This window comes from Bradyrhizobium sp. CCBAU 051011 (assembly GCF_009930815.1).
Taxonomy (GTDB): Bacteria; Pseudomonadota; Alphaproteobacteria; order Rhizobiales; family Xanthobacteraceae; genus Bradyrhizobium.
Window position 1 is genome coordinate 8313592 of the sequence record NZ_CP022222.1, and the last position, 24067, is coordinate 8337658.

At 57.3% G+C, this 24067-nt stretch carries 14 protein-coding genes and 2 pseudogenes; 13 read left to right on the top strand and 3 right to left on the bottom strand.

The genetic code is table 11. The features are described from left to right. The first annotated feature begins 1767 nt into the window (after nucleotides 1-1767). The 4 genes and pseudogenes from ACH79_RS39105 to ACH79_RS39120 all read left to right on the top strand — a co-directional run bounded on the left by ACH79_RS39105 (nucleotide 1768) and on the right by ACH79_RS39120 (nucleotide 12912). Entirely contained in the window at nucleotides 1768-8232 is a 6465-nt protein-coding gene (locus ACH79_RS39105; protein WP_161855571.1) for a non-ribosomal peptide synthetase, read from the top strand. Next, nucleotides 8225-9646, top strand: a complete 1422-nt coding sequence (locus tag ACH79_RS39110; RefSeq protein ID WP_161855572.1) for an MATE family efflux transporter — start codon at nucleotides 8225-8227, stop codon at nucleotides 9644-9646. Before ACH79_RS39105 ends, ACH79_RS39110 begins: the two co-directional genes overlap by 8 nt. Nucleotides 9647-10523: 877 nt before the next feature. Then, nucleotides 10524-10967: pseudogene (locus tag ACH79_RS39115) on the top strand (hypothetical protein); the annotation flags it as partial. A gap of 616 nt (nucleotides 10968-11583) precedes the next feature. Further along, entirely contained in the window at nucleotides 11584-12912 is a 1329-nt protein-coding gene (locus ACH79_RS39120; protein WP_161855573.1) for an MFS transporter, read from the top strand. A 1087-nt stretch (nucleotides 12913-13999) separates the two neighbouring features. On the opposite strand, the gene ACH79_RS44585 is transcribed toward ACH79_RS39120, so the two are convergent. Further along, complete coding sequence (locus ACH79_RS44585) at nucleotides 14000-14146, bottom strand: hypothetical protein (RefSeq protein ID WP_245320257.1); 147 nt, start codon at nucleotides 14144-14146, stop codon at nucleotides 14000-14002. A 215-nt stretch (nucleotides 14147-14361) separates the two neighbouring features. On the opposite strand from ACH79_RS44585, the gene ACH79_RS44590 reads away from it, so the two are divergent. Together ACH79_RS44590 and ACH79_RS39130 are read left to right on the top strand one after the other, a co-directional pair. Then, complete coding sequence (locus tag ACH79_RS44590) at nucleotides 14362-14607, top strand: hypothetical protein (RefSeq protein WP_246738315.1); 246 nt, start codon at nucleotides 14362-14364, stop codon at nucleotides 14605-14607. Between the two features lie 385 nt (nucleotides 14608-14992). Next, entirely contained in the window at nucleotides 14993-15244 is a 252-nt protein-coding gene (locus ACH79_RS39130; RefSeq protein WP_065754933.1) for a hypothetical protein, read from the top strand. A 38-nt stretch (nucleotides 15245-15282) separates the two neighbouring features. Here the strand turns inward: ACH79_RS39130 and ACH79_RS39135 are convergent. Then, nucleotides 15283-15501, bottom strand: a pseudogene (locus ACH79_RS39135) (transposase); the annotation flags it as partial. A gap of 286 nt (nucleotides 15502-15787) precedes the next feature. Here ACH79_RS39135 and ACH79_RS39140 point away from each other — a divergent pair. The 5 genes from ACH79_RS39140 (at nucleotide 15788) to ACH79_RS45360 (ending at nucleotide 19048) form a co-directional block, all read left to right on the top strand. Further along, the gene (locus ACH79_RS39140) at nucleotides 15788-17578 is read left to right on the top strand and encodes a di-heme-cytochrome C peroxidase (RefSeq protein ID WP_161855574.1); all 1791 of its coding nucleotides are present in this window, start codon (nucleotides 15788-15790) and stop codon (nucleotides 17576-17578) included. Nucleotides 17579-17715: 137 nt separating this feature from the next. Then, complete coding sequence (locus tag ACH79_RS45345; protein ID WP_371419330.1) at nucleotides 17716-17976, top strand: hypothetical protein; 261 nt, start codon at nucleotides 17716-17718, stop codon at nucleotides 17974-17976. Continuing rightward, nucleotides 17973-18224 carry a hypothetical protein gene (locus ACH79_RS45350; protein WP_063800259.1) on the top strand — a complete coding sequence of 84 codons (252 nt, stop codon included), beginning with the start codon at nucleotides 17973-17975 and terminating at the stop codon, nucleotides 18222-18224. Before ACH79_RS45345 ends, ACH79_RS45350 begins: the two co-directional genes overlap by 4 nt. Next, nucleotides 18224-18676, top strand: coding sequence for a hypothetical protein (locus ACH79_RS45355; protein ID WP_371419331.1), 453 nt, complete (start codon nucleotides 18224-18226; stop codon nucleotides 18674-18676). Before ACH79_RS45350 ends, ACH79_RS45355 begins: the two co-directional genes overlap by 1 nt. Nucleotides 18677-18721: 45 nt before the next feature. Beyond that, complete coding sequence (locus ACH79_RS45360) at nucleotides 18722-19048, top strand: hypothetical protein (RefSeq protein WP_371419491.1); 327 nt, start codon at nucleotides 18722-18724, stop codon at nucleotides 19046-19048. Between the two features lie 344 nt (nucleotides 19049-19392). Here the strand turns inward: ACH79_RS45360 and ACH79_RS39150 are convergent, their stop codons facing one another. Continuing rightward, nucleotides 19393-20169 (bottom strand): acetoacetate decarboxylase family protein, encoded by a 777-nt coding sequence (locus ACH79_RS39150; protein ID WP_057855963.1) that lies wholly within the window; start codon nucleotides 20167-20169, stop codon nucleotides 19393-19395. Nucleotides 20170-21447: 1278 nt separating this feature from the next. Here ACH79_RS39150 and ACH79_RS39155 point away from each other — a divergent pair. Further along, complete coding sequence (locus ACH79_RS39155; RefSeq protein WP_161855575.1) at nucleotides 21448-22206, top strand: glucose 1-dehydrogenase; 759 nt, start codon at nucleotides 21448-21450, stop codon at nucleotides 22204-22206. Between the two features lie 45 nt (nucleotides 22207-22251). Beyond that, nucleotides 22252-24012, top strand: coding sequence for an oleate hydratase (locus ACH79_RS39160; protein WP_161855576.1), 1761 nt, complete (start codon nucleotides 22252-22254; stop codon nucleotides 24010-24012). Nucleotides 24013-24067: the final 55 nt, after the last annotated feature.

A 24067-nucleotide genomic window follows, 5' to 3' on the forward strand; every position in this document is an offset into this window, starting at 1 on the left:
AACCGAGGCGACCGGCCGCGGGGACAAGACGTTTGGACTTGCCTTGCAGTTTGCGCTCCGCACAATGCCGGAGACCACGAGGCAGGTATTTGTGCTGTTGGAGGCAGCACCGCTGGGATCGAGTTTGACGCCAAACGCCCAGCTATTCTTCTGCCAGTTGCAGCCGATCTGGCCGCCTTCCAGGAACTCAGGAGCATCGAGGAAGCCGCCATAGACTGACGGACCGTAGGGATTACTGAAGGATTTTTGGCCGTTACCAACGTCGACGTGCCCGCCAATATCTCCTCCGGACGAGCTCCATAGGGCCGCTGGCAGTTGTACTGCTGGCTCAAGATCCGCCGAATTGGCCGCACCGCTTGCGACCAGCGCAATCGTTGTCGCTCCCCAAAAACGAACTCCAGATCGCATCAAACACTCCGCGGCGCTTTCGAGATCCACAACCGAGCGCCTTCAAGCTGTCATCGGTGATGGCACCGCGACTGAAGCAAGCACCGTGCCGCTTGGAAATCGAGGGGCTCCAGTTACTTCGTACCGGGTGCATGCGTCAGGTTATGGACAATGGTCTTGAAGCTGACAATCGCGCTGTAGCATCCGACACTATGCTGCGCAGCAGGAAACCGCCCTTTTCGCCGCAGGAGTAGAAGGACATTCTTGTTCGCCTGGACAGGCTTTCGATCTCACCTATCGAGGCTCACGCGAAACCGTGAAAGCCGATGGATATCACCGACAAGCGGAGCCGGCCTGGACGCGGGACCCGTCTACCCGCACAGGGAGCGCACCGGCTAGGCCGCGCCTTATCGAAGTCCGGCTGGTTGGGAAGACTCATCACGAGCGATCAATCACGCAACGCCACGCGCAGGAAAGGCTCATCATCCGCGTCTTCCAGCTTACCACGAATACCCGCGTGATAATAACAGTCCGGCTCCGGCTTCGCCGTACTGGTGAGTGGCTTTGCCGCAACACTATTCTGGTGCATCTGCGCTAGGAAAAGGAGTTGCCGAGCATGCGTCTCGTGGAGACTAAGCGAAGGCGCCATCCGCAATACAATTCCGGTTCGCAAAGCCGTATCGGTACACCCTTTCTGGTGGACTGGACGTCGCCTGCCGTTCACAGCAAACCTTTCTGAGCGCGTTTCGTTTGCGCCAAGGTGAACGACTGCGAACATCAACAGACCAAGGACCTGGCGGTGATGGTTCTGCACGCCCGCGCCTCGGCACGCCGCCCATAGCTATCTGATTATGGCCAAGAGCGCCAAAACGCTTGAGCGCGCAACGACTGCCCTTCAGCGTCTATGCGAACAACGCCGGCCTCGTGGAAAACGGTAACACGTCCCTGTGTTGGCTCTTGCACAATCGATGTTACCGCTTGGTCACCGCGGGCGACCTGTAGCCCGGCGAGCGCCAAGTCCCCGCTTTCATGAGGAGCGCACCAAATGATTGTGCAGGCGCCTACAAATGAAAGAATTCACAAGCCGGAACGCGTCTCTGTGCGCGACGCGTCTCTGTGCGCGCTTGGTTGAGGATGCCATGCAGACTATCTCGTGCCCACTACAAGATCTGGTAGATGCCAACGCCAACTTGAGACCCTAGCGTCCAGCCGTGTTCCCCTGCCCGATCATAGAGGAAAAGTGTGAACGAAGGACGCGAAGCTAAGAAGCAGGCAAACCGGCACACTATGACTGGCAGAACCAGGGTGGCTACGCATTACACACGCTCGATTGGTGTTCTGATTTAAGGGTCGCTGAAGGCGACGAATGGCGGGACGCGTATGCCTACGGAAAATCGATCAAGCAGAAATCAGCTTGTGGAACTGCCGATCGACGCGATCACCGCAATCGATCGCCTCGCTAGATCGGATCCGGAAAGGGTTGCGCTGAGGTACGGCGCAGACAAACTTACCTACAAAGCGCTGCGACTAAGATCGGATGCCCTCGCAAGGACGTTACGAGAGCGGGGCGCTCACGGCTTAGTCGTTGGCTATTGGGGTGAGCGGGACCTCGACTGGGCGACGGCGGTAGTCGCAATATTGAAAGCTGGATCAACGTACCTGCCGCTCGATCCATCGTTACCGGCTTCGCGAACATCATTCATGATCGAGCAGAGTCGCTGCGCGCTGATTATGGGCCCAGATCAGCTGGATTGGCTCAGCAAATTGCAGGCGAGCAGCAAAGGCACGACGCAATTCATAGCGATAGAGGCGGCGCTGCGCGAGGGCCGGACTTCGCCTGTTGGGCCACCATCGTGCGAGGATGGTCTCGCCTACATCCTGTTTACGTCGGGTTCGACGGGCCAGCCTAAGGGCGCAATGATCGAACGCGCAGCCCTAAACAATCATTTGGTGGCAAAGATTGATGCCCTAACCCTCACTCGGACGGATTGCATCGCGCAGACGGCATCGCACTGCTTTGACATCTCGCTGTGGCAGCTTCTGGCAGGGCTTTGCGTCGGAGCCTCGATCGCGATCATTGATGATGCGACACTGAAATCGCCAGTATCCCTTCTCAAAGCAATTCAACGATACGGCGTCACGGTTGTTCAATTCGTTCCGTCGATGCTTGCAATATTTGTTGAATATCTGCAGTCGCTTGCGGCGGCTGAGCGAGCTCTGGACAGTTTGCGGATTATTTCAACGGTCGGAGAACATCTAACACCCGGACTGGCGCGTGCGTGGCTGGCCTTATATCCCCGGGTCCCCATTCTCAACCACTACGGGCCGACCGAGTGCGCGGATGGCGTTACGCATCATCTGGTTTCCGCAGCGCCTGCACTGGCTGACTCCTATGTGCCGATCGGCAAACAGATTTCTAACCTTATGGTTTATGTCGCCGACGGACCGAGGCTGTGCAACACGGGAGAGGTCGGCGAAATCTGTGTTAGCGGCGTTGGTGTGGCCGCTGGTTACGTCAATGATGATGTTCGCACCAAGGATGCCTTTGGGCCAAACCCGTTCTCAAACAACTCATTGTTCCAGCGGCTATACAGGACAGGTGATCTCGGGCTTGTTCGTTCCGATGGTCTTTTGGAATGTCTTGGTCGACGGGACCGTCAGGTCAAAATCCGCGGGCACAGAATTGAGCTGGGAGAAATCGAGGCCCGCCTCGCCGCTCATCATTTGGTACGTGGCGCTGTCGCGGTTGCGTCCGTCTGCGCAGGCGTAAAGCTTATGGCGAGAGATATAACCAGGGCCGAGGGGGAAACTGGATCAAGAAGACTCATCGCGTATGTGTCAGCTCCGGCTGAAGCAACGGAAGGCGAGCTTCAGAACTTTCTTGCCGAAGCGCTTCCCACCTACATGCTCCCAGAAAGGATCATCCACCTCGCCAGTATTCCACTGACCAGAAACGGAAAGGTAGATTTTGGAGCATTGCCGGACCCGAACAGTATTCGCCCTCTATTGGCGACGCCATTCGAGGAGCCGAAAACAGAGCTCGAAGCCCAGCTGCGTCAAATTTGGTGCGGCGTTCTGCGTATTGAGAACATTGGCGTGAATGACCAGTTCATGAGTCTGGGCGGAGACTCCCTCCGGGCAATGCTCATACTGGGACAGTTGCAGACCAAGCTCGGAGTGAAAGCGGATTTCAGGCTGGTCCTGAATGGAACGATCCGGTCTCTTGCGGCTTCGATCTCGGCCCGAGCCAACTCCAAACCGTGCACAGCCCCGACGCACGGAAAGCTCATGCGGTCGCCTCTGACGCGAGTTCAGGAGCACCTATGGTTTCTCTCGCAGCTCGATCCGTCTGCCAGGAACTACATCATTCAAGGCGGCCTGCGAATAAAGGGCATCATCGATTTGGCGGCGTTCAATCGCGCCTGGACCGATGTCGTTCACTCCCATCAGGCACTTTCGGCGCGCTTTATGGACGAGGACGGTCCGGTTCAGCTTTTTGATGCTCCGCAATGCGCAAGTCTTGAATTGGCTGATGCATCTCATCTCACGGCGCAGGAAGCTGAGGAGCTGATCGCAGAGTTACGGCGAACAGAGCTGAACGGCAGCTTTGACCTCAGCCAAGGCCATCTGTTTCGCGCGCGCATGATCCGTTTTGGCCCTGACAACCATCTCATACTGATCACCGCTCATGAAATTATCATCGATGCCTGGTCGATCTCTGTTCTACTCAGGGACCTTCGACAAAGGTACGTAGATGCCGCCGCGTTCTTGCCAGAGAAGCGCACCTCGCTCTCGACCTACGCGGTCTGGGAAACACAACACGTTACTGCAGAGGCGCTGGCTAACCAACGTAGCTATTGGTGTCGTCAGATTGCCGATGATCCCCCGGTGCTTTCGCTTGGAACGGGACGAGCGCGGCCGCGAACAAATTCTTACCGCGGCGCTTCGCATGCGGTTCTGCTTGGCAGCGAGCTCTCCAATCAGGTACGTGAGTTTGCGCGCCGACATAAGTGCACCACGTCGACAACACTCCTCGCCTGCTTCAAACTGCTGCTGCGGACGTATAGCGGTCAGGACGATATTATCGTTGGCATACCGCACGTCGTACGGGATCAACCTGGCAGCGCCGAAATTGTTGGCTTTTTCCTGAATATGCTGCCAATCCGCACCGCGATCGATGTCGGCGAGTCCTTTGCGGTTCATGCCTTGCGCATCCAGGGCCTCGTCAGCGATGCCATCGCAAATTCGGCCTATCCGTTCGGCTGGATGGTAAGGGATACCCGGCTATATCGCGAAGCGGGACAATCACCGATCTTCCAGGTCATGTTCAACATGTACTCCGAGGCCGCGGAGCCACTTGGCCAACATGAGTTGGATCTCACATTCCGCGAATATGAGACCGGCTATGTAAAATTCGATCTGACCTTGTATGCACAAGATCAGGGCGATGAAATTGCCCTCCAGCTCGCATATGCGGAAGACATATTTTCCAGCGATCTGATTATCCGCATGGCCGACAATCTGCGCTGTCTAATTGCAGCCTGCGTTGAGAAGCCGCTTGCGCCCATTAAAGATCTGAACTGCCTCAGCGCGTCAGACGTCACTATGCTCGATTCGATGAATAGCTCGGCGCAGCCATATGAGACTGAATGTCCGCTTATCGAAGCGTTTGAGCAAATCAGCGTCTCAAATCCCAGCCAGGTGGCATATTTTGGTGATTTCGGTGAGATCACATTCGACCAGCTGCGTGAGCGCGTAACAGCTATCAGGTCAGTACTGCGTGCTTCTGAGGTGGGGGCTGGCGATATTGTCGCCATGCTGGTCGACCGGTCGCCTGACGTGGCCGCTGTTATTCTTGCGGCACGAGCCTTACAATCCATTGTTGTCGCTATATCGCCGGATTATCCGCGTGATCGGATCGAACATATCTTGCGAGATAGTCAGGCAAAGCTTTTGGTTCACGCAAATACCTCGGATCTTGGTTTTGACGTGCCGTCGATTTGTCTATTGACCCTTGAAGGGTGCGGCGCGCCCGCGTACGATCTTAAGTGCAGCGACAAATCATCAGACCGGGGAATTGCGAGCCTTATATACACATCGTCCTCAACCGGGAAGGCGAAGGGGGTTCTTATACCGGAATCGGCAATTCTCAACCGACTGAACTGGATGTGGCGACGCTTTCCCTTCGACCGTACCGACGTGATGGTTGTCCAGAAGTCCGCATCACTTGTTGCGTCGGCATGGGAGTACTTTGGGGGGCTTCTGAGAGGTGTGCCCGCGCTGATCTTGACCCAAGAGCAGTTGCTGGACCCAGATTTGTTGTTGTGCACGTTGGCGAGACGTCGCGTGACACACTTATTTGCCTCGCCGCCACTCCTATCCGGCCTCATTGCTTCCCAAGAACGGCACGCGCGACCGACCGCCTTGCGGTTGGTCACAAGCAGCGCCGAACCGATGCCTCCCTCGCTCCCGGTTCGCTGGCGTGCGTATTTCCCGGACGTGCCGTTGTGGAACTTCTATGGTGCTACGGAATGTGCATCCAATGCAGCGGTCTATGAAACATCGCATGCTTACGACGGCTCGCCGCTCGTGCCCATTGGGCGCCCAATCGATAACGTCAAACTCTACGTGCTCGATGCACAATTGAAGAGAGTCCCTGTCGGTGTCACCGGTGAACTCTGCATCGCGGGACGCTGCGTGAGCGCTGGGTACTGGCGGGATCAAGATCGGACCAACCGCTGCTTCGTGCCGAATCCGTATGATGACGGACAATACAACGTTCTTTATCGTAGTGGCGATATCGCACGCATCTCAACCAGCGGCCTTCTCGAGATTTGCGGCCGATCGGACAACCAGGTCAAAGTACGGGGCTTTCGCATCGAGCTGGAGGAGATCGAAACGGCCCTTGAGTCTCATCCGGCAATCGCAAAAGCGGCGGTCGTCGCAGAAGGCGCGGATGACCATCGTCGCTTGGCTGCTACCTTGGTTCCGGCTCGCGATGGTCTAAGCTCTGGAGATATTGTCACTCACCTGCGCCACATACTGCCGTCCTACATGATTCCCGCCGCCTTCCGTTTGGTTGATACTATCCCCCTTACGGCGAGCGGAAAGATAGATCGTGCTCGCCTGTCGTCATTTCCTTACCGCGAGGTCGGGCCTGTTCCATCTGCTGAGCCACGCACGAGGAAGGAGCGCATTCTTGCTGGAATCTGGCAAGATCTATTACGCGCCAAGTGGGTCGGAATCGATCAGAGCTTCTTTGATATCGGCGGAGACTCTCTTCTAAGCGTGCGCTGCGTCACGCTGGCGCGCAAAGCCGGACTGAATCTTAGTGTCGACCAAATCTATCGAACACCGACCATCAGGGAATTGGCGGCAGACGGAGCGGCGGTTACACTCCATACCTTCCCTTCCGCGGATGCCTCATTGCCAGTTATCCCGGCAATCGCATCTTGGAACCGTCTTGTCGGCTTCGATGAGCATTTCAACATCGGCGATCTGTTCTTCTTGCCCAGCGGCATTCTGAATATCCGAATCCTGGAGCGAGCCCTTGCCTGTGTCATGGATAGGCACGAAGGCCTCAGACTCCGTGTTGCCCGAACCGACGATGGTTTACGTCTGACAATCGGACCTTCCGTGGCCGAACGCCTCGTGGAGGAGATCGATCTTGTCGGAATGGCCGGCCTACAGCAGCGTAAGGCAATCGAGAGCGTCTCAGCAAGACGTCAACATATGTTTCGGTTTGACGGCCATACGCCTCTTGTTAACGTCACGGTGTTCCGCACATCGGAAAGTGGCGATTACTATCTGCTGGTCCTGATGCATCATTTTGTAGCGGACGGGATAGGCTATCGACTGTTTCTGGAAGCGTTGGATGCGGCGTACAACGCCCTTGCCTCAGGTCACACCGTGAGTGGTCCTGAGAACATACAAATGCTCTCTCCATGGTTGAAGCGCCTTGAACGCTACGCAGCCAGCGAAGCGCCAGCCGAACTCAAATTCTGGGAGAGGATTGACTACCATCAGTTCATTTTTCACGTCAGCGACACTTCCTCGGGCGGCGCGAGCTTTTCGAATCTGACCGCGAGAGAGCTTCACTCTGCACGCCTTGAAGGTCGCATCGAGGACGCCAAGTTCCGATCCCCTTGGGAAGATCAGGCAAAGTACCATTTTGAGATTGATAAAAAAGCGACATCTGATCTCCTCAACATCACGGCCGGATCGGCGGATTGTCAGGACGTTGATGTGTTTCTTGCTGCCATATCTGGCGCCTTTGGACGCGTTTTCGGGAACTATTCGCTCTGGATTGATAGCCTTATCTCAACCCGAGGTCCGCTTTTTAACGATTTCGATCCATCTCAGATCATCGGCTTTATCAGCGAGCTCGTTCCGCTTCCCTTGAGTCTCACCGGAAGGGAGCCCCGTCTCGATCGTGCTCGTTCAATATACCGACAGCGTAATGTCCTGCCGCGCAGGGGAATAGGCTTTCGGGCCATGAAGTTCCTAAACCGAGATCCAGCCGTGCGGAGCCGGATCGATCGCCTGCCCCTACCCAGAATTGGATTGAATTATCGAGCGGGTTTGCAGCGCCATTTTCCACGCCGTCTCTTAGCCAACGAACCTTCTCCAATCTGGATCGGCAACGACATGGATGAAGCGGCCGCGATTCACCTCTTCTGGTTCGATGTCGGATATCAAGCCGGGCATCTCCAGATCGAAACGAGGTATAATCCAGCCGAGGTCCGTTATGAGGTGACCCGCAATCTTTGTACGGTGTTGCAACAGGAGCTGTTGCAGACGATCAGCGAATTCCGAAGAGCTCGGCACACTATTATCCATGAATGAGCCGGATGCGGAATTCGCCGTGGAGAGCGATAGCGATATCTTGCCAAATAAAAGGCAGCACATCGATCTCTCGGACTCCAATCTCGTGAGCCTTATCCTGCGGCTCGCCATTCCGTCTGTTGTTGGCTTATCGATCAACGCCTTACAGGAGGTCGTCAACGCAATCTTTGTTGGCGCACTTGGCGCGCAGGCGATCGCAGCTGTCAGCATGACCTTGCCCATCGTGGTCCTGCTCGTGGCAGTCGGACAGGGGATTGGTGTCGGAGCAGCGTCCTTCATATCTCGTCATCTTGGCGCCGGTGAGTACCTGGAGGCGAGTCGAGGCGCAAGTACCGCACTCGCGCTAGCCGTGCCGATTGGCCTCTTCTCTACCGTCGCTCTACTTCTAAATCTGCGAGGGATCTTCGTGACGCTCGGGGCCACTCCAACCATCATGCCCGCTGCGCTCGACTACGCGGCGACGCTTTTGTTCGGGTACACCCTGATGCTTCTAAACATCGTGAACGGCTTCATCGTCAGAGCCGAAGGCAATACACGATTCAGCATGTGGACGATGATTACCGCCTTCATACTCAATGCTGCGCTTGATCCTGTCTTTATATTCTTACTGGACCTCGGTGTGCGAGGCGCAGCCCTCGCAACGCTGGTATCTCAGATCGCTGGTATTAGCCTATATATAGCGTATTTTATGAAGCTTCGCGGAGTAGTCCTCATTAGGATATCTCACATCTCGTTGCGAGCAGATCGCATCAGACAGCTGGCTTTAATAGGGGCGCCGGCGACCATGACCAGTGTTCTATCTGCTATTGCTGTTATGCTTTTGTACGGGGCTGCTGCGCCATTCGGCGACGATTCCATCGCGGCGTTGGGAATAGCCGTGCGAATCTTGACGATCGGCGCACTGCCTATCACCGGCTTCTGTATAGGGTCTCAAGCTGTCCTGGGTTTCGGTTGGGGCGCGCGCGACTTTGCTCGTGTACTGAAGGCTGCGAAGTTCATACTCTCCATGACTGTGGCTCTTTCCGTTGCGTATTCTGCGGCCGTTGTTAGTCTTGCCAGGCCCTTGGTCAGCCTGTTCAGCGATAGCGAAAAGGTCACCGAAATTGCCGTCTCGGCCTGCATCGTCTTCCATCTCTTCTTTGGACTTTTCGGTATTCATAGTTTCGTGACGACAATGCTTCAGTCGTTCGGGAGAGCACGCCTCAGTGCGCTTGTGTCCTTGGCAAGGCACGGCATTCTCTTCATCCCGGCCGTACTGTTATTCCCGGCCATATGGGGCTTCAACGGACTGTTGGCCAGTCAGGCAATCACTGAACTGGGCGCCGGAATGATCGCGCTGTTCGTCATCGTCCACCAGTTCGCCGAGCTCAAACGAGCGCTCCGGGATGCTCAGTCTCGAAGACGGTTCTGGTGAAGACCTCGTCAAAATGCTTGTTATCGAGCTCGCGGACAGGTCATTCGGGCATAATCGAAGACATTGCTGTGAAAGGCCCAGAGCTCGTCTGCAAGCCGTTGCAGCGGCGGCGGCGCGTCCAGATGAGCAGCCGCGGCTGTTTGATCAGATCAGATGGTATCGCCGCAAATTGGGGATTACAACGGCTTGCAGCACCAAAATCCTATGGAATAGGCATCGGCCAACCGGCCTGCCACATCGGCCCCGCCGGCTCTGCGAGCGGGATCAAGCTCGACCAAACAAATCATCGATCGCCGATACCCGATCCGTGACGCCGAGCGCGATCGATGGCGTTGTCCGCGGGGTTTTACGGACGGGGCAAAGGTTGTAGTGGGCGACGTTCAGGCTCACGGTGCGCCGTAGTGATCCAGCTTTTGAGATAGTGAGTCGCTTATTGCTCATGCGGAGCGCAAGGTGCTCCACATAAGAAGCTGCAATCTGCTAACATATCGGCTGCATGGCCGGCTTCGTCGGTACCCGCAATGAGGTCTTGCTGATTGTTTTCTCCAACTGCGCCCTTCGTGCGGCCCTTTGTGAACCTGTCATAAGCATGGGCCTCGCGGCCGAGCCGATTCAATGGCCGCAGTCGGCTCGGATCGAAGGAGGCAGTGTCAAGCGTCGTCGCGAACGGCGTTTGTAATCAATTAGATCAAGGCTTTGCCGGTGGCGGGAGCGTTGAGGATGCCCCAGCGCTATGTCCCGTGGCCATGAGCAGCTAATTTGGATAAAGGGAGATCGTGGTCGATCTGGGCTCCCCGGTCATATCGACCAAATTCATTCACGCATCTGTTACGGACTCGGCCTATGGCGTCAACGCCGTCAGTGACCGAGGTTGATCATGAGCCATTTGTCAGACATGCTGCAAGCCTGCGGTGGGATGACTACGGTTACGATCACCAGAGCAGAACTAACCAGACGCTGCATTTGATCAGCGCTTTCATCTTCCTCGGTTGATATGCGCTCTTGTTCAAGGACCCGGCGATGGCCGGCCTCATCGGCTGGTTTGCGATGCTGACGCGGCAGACCGGACACTTCTTCTTCGAGCCGAACGGCTACGATGACGTGAACAAAGTCAGCAACGAGTACAAGGAGGCGGTCAAGGTCGGCTACAACCAGACGCGCAAGATTTGTGCTCTTGATAATCTGGGGCCTGGCGCCGTTCGCACTGTACGTCTTCCCGCTGCTTGGCATGCTCGATCCGGCTGCCGGGAGGCTTGATTTCATCCGGCAAGTCGGCACGGTATCGCTCGTCATCGGCATCGGCGGCGGCCTCTTTCGGATGAGCGTCCCGAGCCGCTGCTCGCCAGACCGAATTGGCCGCCTGATGCCTACGGCGCCGCGGCGATGTCGATCGATTTCATGGCGCCGTCAACAATGCGAACTCCTATTGTCTTTTGATCGCACGAAGATCCTGCATTCTGCAGCGGATCAATCCCGACAAGGCGGCGGCTGCGCGCAACTAACAAGCAACGGAGCAAAAGCCAGCCAAATCGCCTGATGCTCCGCCGGGCGCAACCAGCAGAACGCGCGCGGCGGCCCTTCGGTATGAAAAACAGGCACTACCTGTTCGGCGCTCGCCAATGTTGTCGCAAACGCGCCATTGCACGGGAGCACAACGGCGGAACCCACCCGACAAATTGCAGCGCGTTCCGTTATTCATCTTTGCTGGCGATTGCCGCGATCAGTTCAAGGTTTGAATGGGGCTGCAGCAGACAGGCATTTTTGTTGCACTCATCGCCCTGAGCTCGTCCTGGCCTGCGTCAGGCAGATGTGGAGCACCGGGGCGTTGGCCGGCCACCTCAAGCTAGACGACGTGTAGAGAAAATGGAATGCAACGCGCGCGGGCTGACTGGTCGAAATGTTCAGGCCAGCGATTGCACGCTTCAGACGGATCGAGGATGGCCAGGCAATTTACTCGCAAGAAGCTGGAGCCGGTCCCTATTCCGGCAGACGAACGCTTGACCGGCCGCGCCGTGTGGGGAGCAACCATCGGAAATATTCTCGAATTCTACGACTTCGGGACCTATAGCTTTTTCGCTATCCCGATCGGTCAGGCGTTCTTCCCGGCAAGTGACCCGTTCGCCAGCCTTATGCTCTCACTCGCAACGTTCGGCGCGGGTTTTGTGACTAGACCGATCGGGGCTATCCTGCTCGGCTCGTACTCGGATCGTCTCGGGCGTCGGCCCGCGATGACCGCCAGCTTTGCAATGATGAGCGCCGCGATCCTTGTGTTGGCGGTTACGCCCTCGTACGAGACAATAGGAATTGCCGCTCCGTTGCTGGTCATTTTTGCACGTTTGGTGCAGGGCTTCGCGCTTGGCGGTGAGGTTGGTCCGACGACCGCCTATTTGATGGAAGCGGCCCCGGCCGAACGGCGCGGTCTTGCTGTCTCGTTTCAGCCTGCCAGCCAACAGATCGCTGCGACGGCCGGCGCGTTGGTGGGCGAAATACTCTCCCTCACCATGACAAGCGAGGCACTCAATGCGTACGGATGGCGGATCGCGCTTTTGCTCGGCGCCGCTACGCTGCCGTTCGGACTCTGGTTGCGGAGCGCCCTGCCCGAAACGTTGCACCGCCCCGAAGCACCGGTTCCCGGCATTCAGCCTGTAAGGAGATCGCTTGCCGCTCGCCGCATCATGAGCTTGGGATTCGTCATTTTGGCCAGTTGCACGATCATCACCTACGTTACGGGATATATGACCACCTATGCGCTGAACACCCTGCAAGTTTCCGCGCCTCTCGCCTTTGGCGCCACGCTCATCAGCAATTCGGTAGGAATTGCTGCCGCACTGCTGGGCGGCTGGCTCGCAGACCGCGCGGGCCGCCGGCACATCATGATATGGCCGCAGATCACTGCCTTGCTGATCACTTATCCGGTGTTCTTCTGGATCTCCGAGAGCCGCAGTGCCCTCGCACTTCTCGGAGGCCTCGGCGCGCTCACCCTGATCGGAACGATTCCGTATAGCGCTTTCTATGTGAGTATGGCAGAAGGTTTGCCCAAGAACATTCGTGGTGGCGCCTTCGCGATGATCTACGCTTTTGCAATAGCGATCTTCGGAGGCACCGCTCAACCACTCGTCACCTTGCTCATCCACCTGACCGGGAACGCGCTGGCGCCCGCCTGGTACATGCTTGTCGCTAGCGCAGCCGGGCTCTGTGCCATGCTCATGATGCCCGAGACCGCCCCGCCGAAAATTCAGAGCACGAACAAGCGAAGCCCATCATAGCGCTGGAGAATGTGATCAGGGGTCCCTTCCGGCTCATATCGCGCGCCCCCTCACGTCGTCCGGGAAGAATGTAGATCGCCGCCTTTTGGCCGCCATGGGTCGTCGAGAGCACCCAGGGGATCCAGGATCTCGTCGAGGTTATCGGCGCCGTCAGACTGTCGGGCGCCCGCAACGCCTAGCAGGACGCGATCGACCAATCTCCTGGCACCCACCAAGCGAGGATGGCCCGTTTGTCCGAGATGCCAAGACCGGGTCCGAGCCGCCGTCCCCAGGATGCCCGAACACGATCCCTCCGTGAGGTCGACGTCACCAAGGATCTTCGGTTAAACGTCTTGACGTCTGGTCGGTGGCTGGTTCAGTGACACGATCGTCAACGCGGCGATCAGAAATGCCAGCCCGCAGCTGACCACGGCAGCTAGCTAAAGCTCCGTTTCCGGGCGCACCTCGTGATTACCTTCCTGGCTGTTCCAACAGCTGTTCAACGAAAGACCTCGAGAGCATTCCCTACGGCGGCTGGCTCCCCAGGCCAGATGAGGTGACGCCCCGCAGTAGCAGGGCTTGACGGTTCACCTAGCCACGTTTCAGACGAGCGACCAACCTATGGTCGATCCTAAGCTCGATGATATCGTGGGCATCTGATACCCCTCAGCCGCTTCTTGGCCCCTCTGTCGCTATGGCTGGTGAATTCATAAGTGGCCCCCGCGACTCCTGCGGCATCGACCGCGAACGCGACGTACAACCTAAGTCCTTCGACCATTCTCGTTAAATGGATCTATCACCAGGAGGTTCCAATTCGCTTTGGATTTTCAAGGAACGATTGGTCCCAATGAACGTCTCGGAGCGACTGCTCGCCCAGATCGATGCGCAGATCCACAGTAGCTCGGCGCGGGCGAAGATCCAAAGGCCGTCCGACAGCGGATCGATAGATTCCATCTCGCCGGCCTCAGCGGCCAGCCGGAGCGTCTTCGGCGCGCTTTAGGATCTGTGCGGCGTTGCTGAGGTTGAGCCAGGGCTCGATCCCGTCCTCGGCGGGCTTGAACACCGGGATGCGGTAGTGCGAACGGATTGATGTGACGCGCGCGGGGGTTCAGCGATTGCCGTTGCCCGTCTTGAGGCCGTTGCGGTTGAGCAGGCCGGCAATCAGATCGTCGCTGGCGATCAGCACCAGCTGACGCACGGCTTGCATCATATCGGCAGAGGTGCTGTTACGCTGTCCGCGCCGGCGGTTCGGCAAGCGCAACTCGCTGTGGGCGCCACCCACCCAGTGAACGATGAGAACGATCTCCGAGGCCGCGTCGTCGATCTCAGCGGCGACTCGTGGATCAAGGTGCGCCCGCTGCGCTTCTTGACACGGGCATCGGTCGTCGGCGCTGACCAGACGGTTCGCAGGTTGGAAGCCAAGACGCCGAGCGAGGCCGGAGCAACGCCGGGAGCAGGTGTCCTCGCATTATGCGCGGCAAGCTTGCCCTCGACCTCCGGCACGTGGACAAGTGCCCTGTTTCCGGCAAGCTCGCTCGCCAGCAGCCGGTTCGCTGGGTCCGCGGCATCGTATTGCCGGAAAGCGCGGCTGGCGGCATAGCGCGCCTCGTCGAGGCCGCGACTGAGAGCATCGCGCAGCACCTGATCACGTCGTTCTCCGGCTTCCTTCGGCCGCGTTGCCGCGGCGATAGCTCCTTGGCCGACAACGCCGAGTAGTGCCTCCTCGATTGCATCAACGCGAGCTCCAACCCGGCTAGCGAGCTGCCTGAGGCTCTCCCTGCTGCGCTCGAGTTTCTCGCCGTTGGCAAGTGATAGGTCGCGCGCCCCAAGAACCCAAGACGTAGCGCCGGGACAACTTTGCTCGCGACGGCTGTCATTCGAGCAAGCTTGCAGTCTGATATCCTCGCCATAAGCAGTCAGATGGATCCTTTTACTGATGGCAATCGGAGCCATCAATGGGCCAGCGTGCTAATAGCCGCGTTGGCACGGCGGTGCGCCCATGTCCAAGGGGCACCCCAAAAGCACATTGGCCGTTCACGTTTGCGGTTTCTGAGTCCCGGCAGCCAGTCCGCTACCGGCATCAGAGCTAAAAGCAAAATCCATGAACCATCAGCGAATCTGGCGCCGCGCCGTGACGATCGCTCGCGTCTGCAGCCTCGAAGTGTTGCACGATAACGAAATATCTCAGCAGAGAGCCGACCGGTTGCTGGCGCCGCCAGGCTTCGATGATGTCGCTGCGATGTTTCCGAATGCGCTGCGGATGTCGATTCACCAAAAGCCGGAATTACGAGCGCGCGCGGTTGCTAGCAAAGGTGACCTCGCAAAGATTATGGGATTGCAATTTTCTCAATGACGGCAGCAACGTCGCGCACGTCGTCACTTCGCCATCGGCTCGTTCTCCAACGTCAGCTCCCCGATCTTGGCGTGCAGCGTTTCAAGTCCACGGCAGGATCGATCGTTCTGCTGCCTCCGCTAGGACCAAATACCTCGGCCGCCGCTTCCTGAAGCTGGGATTTCCACTGCGTGATCTGGTTCGGGTGCACGTCCAACTGCTCGGCCAGCTATGGCCTTAGATGCTGGTGCGTAGTGCCGGCGGGCTCGTTTGCTCATCATCTCTCCTTAAGCGCGGGACAATCTTACCCGCTGTCAGGCAGAAACTCCGCTTATCGCCCTGTCCAGATCTCCGGAGCCAGCTATGAGGTTCTGCGATTTCAAATGGCGGCCGATACACAGGCAACCGGCATCACTCCAAAACTTGGTAGGTTGAACTTAGTTGGTCTGAGACCTTTAATAATAACTAGGTTAGAGGGCTAAGATCAAACTTGCCGCAACGGCGAGAGGACTTTAGTACCGCGAACAGCTCTTCAGGCGAGTCTAAAAGACGGCGGGCCATACCATGCTTCGTGTTCTCTTTCTGATTGGCTTAACCGTTGCAGCCACGACAAGATCGAGCGCCCAGGGCGCTGACGCCAATCCAATATATGTTGATCAAGGTGTAGATTGGACCGCGACGGCGAGAGCGGACTTCTATGTGCGCGATCAGGGCTCGCGTTTGATCACGCTATCCTGGATGCAGGCGCTAAAGCAAAGGAACGGGCAACCGTTCCTCGCGGATGGTCTGTCGCGGTACGGCTATCTAGCCAATCCTGGAAACAAAGCCAACCTTCCCATCGGCTTTCATGCCTCCGGTCCTGAAGGTTTCCAGGTTGTCGGAATGACCTGCTCGGCATGTCATACGCGCCAGATCGAAGTTGAAGGCAAGGTGTATCGCGTCGATGGTGGTCCCGGGCTCGTGGACTTCTACGCGCTGCTTGGCGATTTGGACAAGGCAGTCGGTGATGTGCTTTCTAGCGACGACTCGTTTGCTCCGTTTGCTGCAGCTGTTCTGCAATCCGAAACTCCCGATCCGACCGATGTTGAGAATCTTCGCCGGCAGGTAGATAGGTGGTACTTGCGGTTTCACACGCTTATGGCGCGAGCCCTGCCCAAAAACGGCTGGGGAGTGGGCCGTCTGGATGCTGTCGGGATGATCTTCAACCGCTTATCCGGACTGGACATCGGTCCGCCACCCGATTTCATGATTCCGGAAAACATAAAAACCGCTGACGCTCCCGTGAGATACCCATTCCTTTGGAATGCGCCGCGGCAAGACAAGACGCAATGGCCGGGATTTGCAAAGAATGGAAGTGACATCTTGGGGCTGGCCCGGAACGTTGGCGAGGTTCTAGGGGTGTTCGCTACGTTCGAGCCGAAGCGTCAGGGCGCGCTCATCAATTTCCTCAATGACAATTCCACCAATTTCGACGGTCTTAGCGAGCTTGAAAACTTGGTGAAGCGAATCGGCCCTCCGAAATGGCCCTGGAAGATTGACGCTGCCTTAGCCATCCGGGGCAAAATGATCTTTGAAAGATATCCCGCTGAAGGGGGATGTAGCGGGTGCCATGGGATTGAAGACGGCGAGCAGCGCTTTCCATTCATCAAAACATGGAGAACCGTGGTCCAGAACGTCGGTACGGATACACGAGAATACGATGTCCTCGCCTGGAAAGCGAAGACGGGCGTGCTGAATGGAGCGTACATTCCCTTCGCGACCGCGCCGCTCAAGGAAAACGATCAGATCTTTAACATTCTTGCAACCTCGGTCATTGGTTCGATCGCAGAACACCTGTTGGCCGGCGGTGCCCCTTCCAACGCACGGGTCGCGACGGCGCCAGATCCGGGGTCGTCGGAGACTCGGGAGTCTCTGGGGCTGGTACGACTACCGCCAACCCTGCAGGATCTGGTAACGGCTTTCAACGCTGTCAGCACCTCGGAAGCAATCGAAAAGGCCAAGCGGAAGGGGACAGAAAGAGCATCTCGCAGTCGGCTCCCTCCATGGGGCGCCTACGAGGCCCGTGTTCTGCAGGGTATTTGGGCCGCCGCACCTTATCTTCACAACGGCTCGGTCCCTACCCTGGCGGAATTGCTCAAGCCATCGGGGCAGCGCAAATCGCAGTTTAGCATTGGACGGAAATACGACATTGAAAACGTTGGTCTTGCTGCCACCCAGGAGCCTCTGAGTGAAACATTATCCACCACGGATTGTAATGACATCAATTCTGGAAACAGCCGATGCGGCCACGAGTACGGGACTAGTTTGAGCGAGCAAGACAAAAAGGCGTTGCTCGAATACCTCAAGACGCTGTAACCCGCTGCGTTGTTTCCTCTTTTGAGGCTGAAGCCAACATTTTAGAGAAATAGCCAGGTTCCAGCTCTGGCTGAAATGGATCCGGTTTTAGGACCGGGGCTAAGGAGATCGGCCGCTCCGTTTAAACGGAGCGAACCATGACGAAGACGAGACGCAAGATTGACGCCGCCTTGAAGGCGAAGATTGCCCTGGAGGCAGTGCGGGAACAGGCGATGGTTGCCGATCTGGCCCAGCGCTACGAGGTCCACCCAACCAGATTTACGCCTGGAAGAAGCAGCTGCTGGAGAATGCGAGTCTTCGACGTCGGTGTCGGCCGGGATGCCGAGGCCGATCGCGAGCGAGAGGTCGAGAAACTGCATGCCGAGCGGGACTTTTTAGCCAAGAGGTCCGGAAGATGAGCGCGCCGGGCCGCCGAGCGATGCTCGACCGCGGCGATCGGACGCTGTCGATAAGACAATGCGCCCTGGTCGGCGTTGCGCGTTACGGCATCTACCGGCCGCGACCGCCGGCCAATGACAACGACGCCGCACCGATGCGCCTGATCGACGAGCTGTTCACGGCGTGGCCGTCTCTCGGCTCGCGCCGCATGAATGCGATGCTGCGCGCCCGAGGCTGCGGATCAACCGCAAGCGCGGGCAACGGCTGATGCGCAAGATGGCGATTGCGGCGCTCGGGCCACGACCTCGCAAAACGAGCCCTGCCGCCGGCCACAAGATCTATCCATATCTGCTGCGCAAACTCACAATCGGAGCGCGTCAATCACTTCTGAGCGGCCGACATCACCTACATCCCGGTCGGACGGGGCTTCCTCTATCTGGTGGCGATTATCGACTGGGCGAGCCGCGCCATCCTGGCGTGGCGAGTGTCGAAACGCGATGGATGTCTCGTTCTGCGTGGCGGCGCGACGCCCTGCCCAAGCATGGCAAGCCGGAGATCTTCAATACCGACCAGGCTGGCCAGTTCACCAGCTCCGCGTTCACCGGCGCGCTTTCGGCCGCCCGAATCCGGATCTCCATGGACGGACGCGGGCGCTGGATGGACAACGTCTTCATCGAACGTGTCTGGCGATCGCTCAAGCTCAAGGACATCTACCTTTAAGGGATACACGACGGCCGCGAGGCCACGGACGAAATCTCCAGCTGGATCGCCTTCTACAACGAGCATCGCCCTGACCAGGCGCTCGGCTACCGCACGCCGATAGCCGTCTGGCGCGCGGCAACAGGGACCGCCCGCTGTGGACATGATGGACAACGCCGCCGCGTTGCCCACATGCCCACAGCCGCAACAACAGCAGACGACGGCCCTTGCGGCATGATAGTAGGAGAAGGAGCGGTCATCTTCCAACTAAGAAACCGGTTTAAGCGGTCCCGCTATGCGCGTCCATTTCACGCCGGTCCGTCATCATTTGATGGAACACGCGCGGATACCCCTGAAATCCTGATTGGGGTCCGCCCGCGACCGGCAGTCTAAGCCGTGATGCCATGGCGACGATTGCGACAGTCGATGCGAGCCGGGCGGACGGATGCATCCGTCAACTTGATGCCGACGCTGCCTGCCCTATCGCCAATAGCTGTGACGATTCCCCAACCGTCATGGGCGATACGAACGCCATCTCCATGATAGGCTATCCGCCGTGCAGGCGCCTGGCGCGAGTATGCTTGTACATGTGACGCCTCCGGCGAGGCAATTTGCCCCTTTGCGATGTCATGCTGCGCGTCTGGACTGTAGCTCGCGTCGCTATAACGGCCCATCAGCGGGCAAGCCGACAGGCCGGGCAGAACTCAGGATTGGATGAAATTCCTCAAGCTCATCAATCAGCTGTTTACCTGGTTTAATTCTTGCGAAATGATATCAATGGCCTCGAGCATGGCGTCATACTCCTCGTATATGCCGAGCAAGGCTTGGCCAACTTTCAAATTGTGCACGGGATCGACAATCGAGGGGGAGTCGTAAGTTAGGGAGATAGGTCCAGTAAATAGAATTTCTTCGCCACGCTCGTCGCGTCGCAACGTTCGGTCCGTGCACCATTTGACGAGTTGCGTTACTGCTCCCTTCCCGGACTCATTGATGGGCGGCAGGTGCCGAACCGAGTAGAAATTCGTCCGCGCAGAATACATCTGTCGCGAACCCGAGCTCATGCGCTGGTCTGGTTGAGCGGTAAGGGTCAGCAGGCGCTTGCCATCCGGACGCTCGAGCGTGCCTTGAATTAGGCCGCCTTCTCTGATCAAAGTAATGTGCGCGAGCTTTTTTGGAGCACCAAGAACCTCTCGTCCCGAGGCGAGCGCTGCATCATTCGTTGTCACGTAAATGTAAGGAATGTAATAGCCAGTCTCACCACCGGGATCACGAACTTGAACTCCCGAATAGCACTCCAAGTATGGCCCGACAGTGCTTGAGCGATAACTCGCGACCCCCACAATGGCGATTGCAGGGTTTGCTGCAGGTACCAGCCCGTTCGGTAATAGACGGTTCACCTCGTGTCCCACCCTGAACATAAGGCTTATGGCTTGGCAGCCGAGAAACGAGCTGCCACGATCTTTGCCCCCATGGTAAAGGGGCGCATCAAACGGAATGCCTTTGACGTCGGACATCACATTTCTCCTCGCTTTCGAACTATTTTCACCGATTGGGAGTTGAGCTAATTCATCTCACCGCGCCTATCCGGTTGTTGGAGCATCCCTGAAGCGACTGTATTGCGTTGGCCCCAATGCAGGCTCGGCCGTCCGTAACGGCTATGGACGAGTTGGGTTTTCATGGTGTGGATTGATCGGGGCATTATCAAGCAGCGAGCCGGGGCTGATCGATCCAGTGATCGCGATCGTCGCTACGCCAGGCCGAGTACCGAGTTCTGCGCCTTGCACATCAATCCACCGTTAAACGATCCGAAAACATCAAACACGCTTGACCTTTCCATTCTAGACAGGCCGCTATGCGGTGCGGCCGAATGCGCCTGTTGATTGTGCATTCATTCCGGCGAAGCATGCTCGCCGACGATGACGTCAAGGCGCCCTCCTATCTGTCATTATGCAACGTCGATGCCAAGCACCTCGAGCGGGTTATAGGGCTCACTCGGCTGCGGATGCCGAACTTGGTACGAGAGACCGCTGGCAACTTTCGGCTGTTGTTCTGTTGCCTTCCTCGCTTGTCAGATTGACGACGCGATGTCGAAGGCTCGACATGACCAAGCCTCCGGACAGAAAGTATCGATGAGACTCTCTTACTGGTGCCAAGACGTTATGCTGTGCATGGTCGGAAACGCAGGCCACGCGAACACCGACGTCGCGCTAGCACGTCGGAAGACCTCCAGCAACTGCAAGAGCCACTTGAGTTTGCGTTGCGATCAGATTCTCGGCGCGGCGATTGCACATAAGGGGATATTCCAATTCGCAAGACTGGGAGAACTTCATGTGTTCTGCGCCCCGCTTCTACCGCTGCGACCCACAAAGAGCTCAGTACCGTGCGCGCTTGTGCGGAACCGGTCTTGCCTCACTTGCGGTCAGCGGCAATTCACCCAAAATTGGAAGAAACTCGGTCGTGAATTGTCGGCATCAAGAAGGTGGCCCAGTTTGGCGAGGCCAATGCAACACTCCGACGTAAACGCCTGCGCCGCGAACGCTTGTTCACGACGTGAACTCGTTATCGAACTGCTTTCGCGCCAATTTACATGAGCACTGCTGCAGGCTTGGGGGCATTGCAGATGATGCGCGGCACAGGATAGATCGACAGGAGTTAAGCGGGCATGGTGCAGACCGCGGCTCGCGACTTGCTTTACTTCCAAGGTTCGGGTTCTCAAACATTTCCGTCAGCATGATCCTCACGCCTGATACTGGGAAGACCCTGCACCGCCACTGATCGAGGAAGCAAAAGTTATGGGACGTGTGAACGAAAAAGTCGTTCTGGTAACCGGCGGGGCTCAAGGCATGGGGGCTGCTCATGCGCGCCTGCTGGTAGCCGAGGGCGCGAAAGTCGTGATCACCGATATTCTTCACAAGGAAGGAGAGATTCTCGCGGCCGAACTTGGCACATCCGCGATCTATGTGCGTCAAGACGTCGCTCAGCCAGAGGATTGGTGCCAGGCGATCGCGGCTGCGGAGAGCAAGTTCGGCGCGCTGCACGGCCTCGTCAACAATGCAGGCATAGCCAGCATGGCTCCCATCGAGCAGTTCCCGCTCGAGCAGTGGAAGAAGACACTTGCAGTCAATCTCACCGGTGTTTTCTTGGGTATGCAGACTGCCTTACCGGCCATGCGCCGCGCGGGCGGAGGCTCGATCGTTAACATCTCGTCGATCGAGGGGTTGAGGGGGACTGCTGGGCTTCACGCCTACGTTGCTTCCAAGTTCGGCGTGCGGGGCATAACCAAGTCCGCTGCCTTGGAGGCCGCCGCGTCCGGCGTTCGCGTAAACTCTATCCATCCGGGCCTAATCAACACTCGGATGACTGAGAATTTCGAGCCTTCCAGTTTCCCCATTCCGCTCGGGCGGGCCGCCGAGCCGCAGGAAGTGTCACGGGCAGTCTTGTTCCTGCTCAGCGACGAGTCCTCTTATCTCACGGGCTCCGAAATCGTGGTCGATGGCGGCCTGACGATCGGCGTCCCGCACACGTGTCCGGCGCCTGCAAACATCTTTTGACTATCAGCTGACGGATTGTCACGTCGAACTAGATGGAATCTCACGATGTACTACAGCAGTGGAAACTACGAAGCTTTTGCTCGCCCCCGCAAACCCGCAGGTGTGGATAGCAAGACAGCTTGGTTCGTTGGTTCGGGGTTAGCGGCGCTCTCCGGCGCAGCCTTCTTGATCCGCGACGGACAAATGAGTGGCGACCGTATCACCATCCTCGAACGACTGAATCTTCCGGGGGGCGCGTTGGACGGTAGTCAAGACCCGGAACGGGGATTCGTGATTCGAGGTGGTAGAGAGATGGAGGATCATTTCGAGTGCCTCTGGGACCTGTTCCGTTCGATCCCATCGCTCGAACTTGAAGGCGCCAGCGTGCTCGACGAGTTTTACTGGCTGAACAAGGATGATCCGAACTACACACTACAGCGGGTGACGGTGAACCAGGGGCGGAATGCCCATACCGATGGCCTCTTCACTTTGAGCGAAGAGGCCCAGAGAGAGCTGATTGCCCTTTTTCTTGCCACTCGTAAGCAGATGGAGGCCAAGCGCATCGACGAAGTGTTCGGGAGAGATTTCTTCAACAGCAATTTTTGGCTCTACTGGCGTACTATGTTCGCTTTTGAAAAATGGCATTCGGCCCTCGAGATGAAGCTTTATTTGCATCGATTCATCCATCATATCGGCGGCCTGCCGGATTTCAGCACGCTGAAGTTTACCAAGTACAATCAGTATGAATCGCTTGTTCTGCCATTATGCAAATGGCTGTTAGAGCAAGGCGTCAACTTTCGCTACGGTGTCGAAGTCACCGATATTGATTTCGACATAAAACGCGGACGCAAGCAAGCCACAGGCATCCGATGGCTGGAGAATGGCATTGTGGGCAGTGTCGATATTGGCGCCGACGATCTTGTTTTCATGACGATCGGGTCGCTTACCGAAAACTCGGACATGGGGGACCATCACACAGCTCCCAGGCTCGACGAAGGCCCCGCGCCCGCCTGGGATCTGTGGCGGCGTATTGCGGCTAAGGATGCCGCCTTTGGCCGTCCAGACGTCTTTGGCGGCAATATCTCTGCAACCAAATGGGAATCGGCGACCATCACGACCCTGGACGCACGCATTCCGGCATACATTCACAAGATTGCCAAACGCGATCCGTTCAGCGGCAGGGTCGTCACAGGAGGCATCGTTACGGTGAAAGACTCGAGCTGGTTGCTCAGTTGGACCGCAAACCGCCAGCCGCATTTCAAGCACCAGCGCAGCGACCAAGTCGTTGCCTGGCTCTATTCACTATTCGTCGAGAAAGCCGGCGACTACGTGAAGAAACCGATGCAAGATTGTACGGGCGAGGAAATCACGCAAGAATGGCTTTATCACCTCGGTGTGCCGGTCCCGAGCATACCGGAACTCGCCGCGAGCGCAGCCAAAACGGTGCCGGTGATGATGCCCTACGTCACTTCCTTCTTCATGCCGCGGCAGATGGGCGACCGGCCAGATGTTGTGCCTAAAGAGGCAGTCAATTTCGCCTTCATCGGCCAGTTCGCGGAGTCGGGTGAACGGGATTGTATCTTCACGACGGAATACTCGGTTCGGACGGCGATGGAAGCCGTTTATATACTCCTCAAGATTGAACGTGGCGTGCCTGAGGTATTCAACTCAACTTATGATATTCGCAAGTTGCTTGCAGCAATGGGTAGACTGCGTGACGGCAAGGAAATTGAGATCCCAGGACGAGCGTTCCTGCGCGATCTTATTCTGAAAAAGATTAACGCAACCGAGATTGGCGAACTGTTCAATAAGTATCACCTGAGTTGACGGAGGTGAGGACGCTGTCTGTCGGAGAGGTAACCTCACCTACAAATCGCAGAAG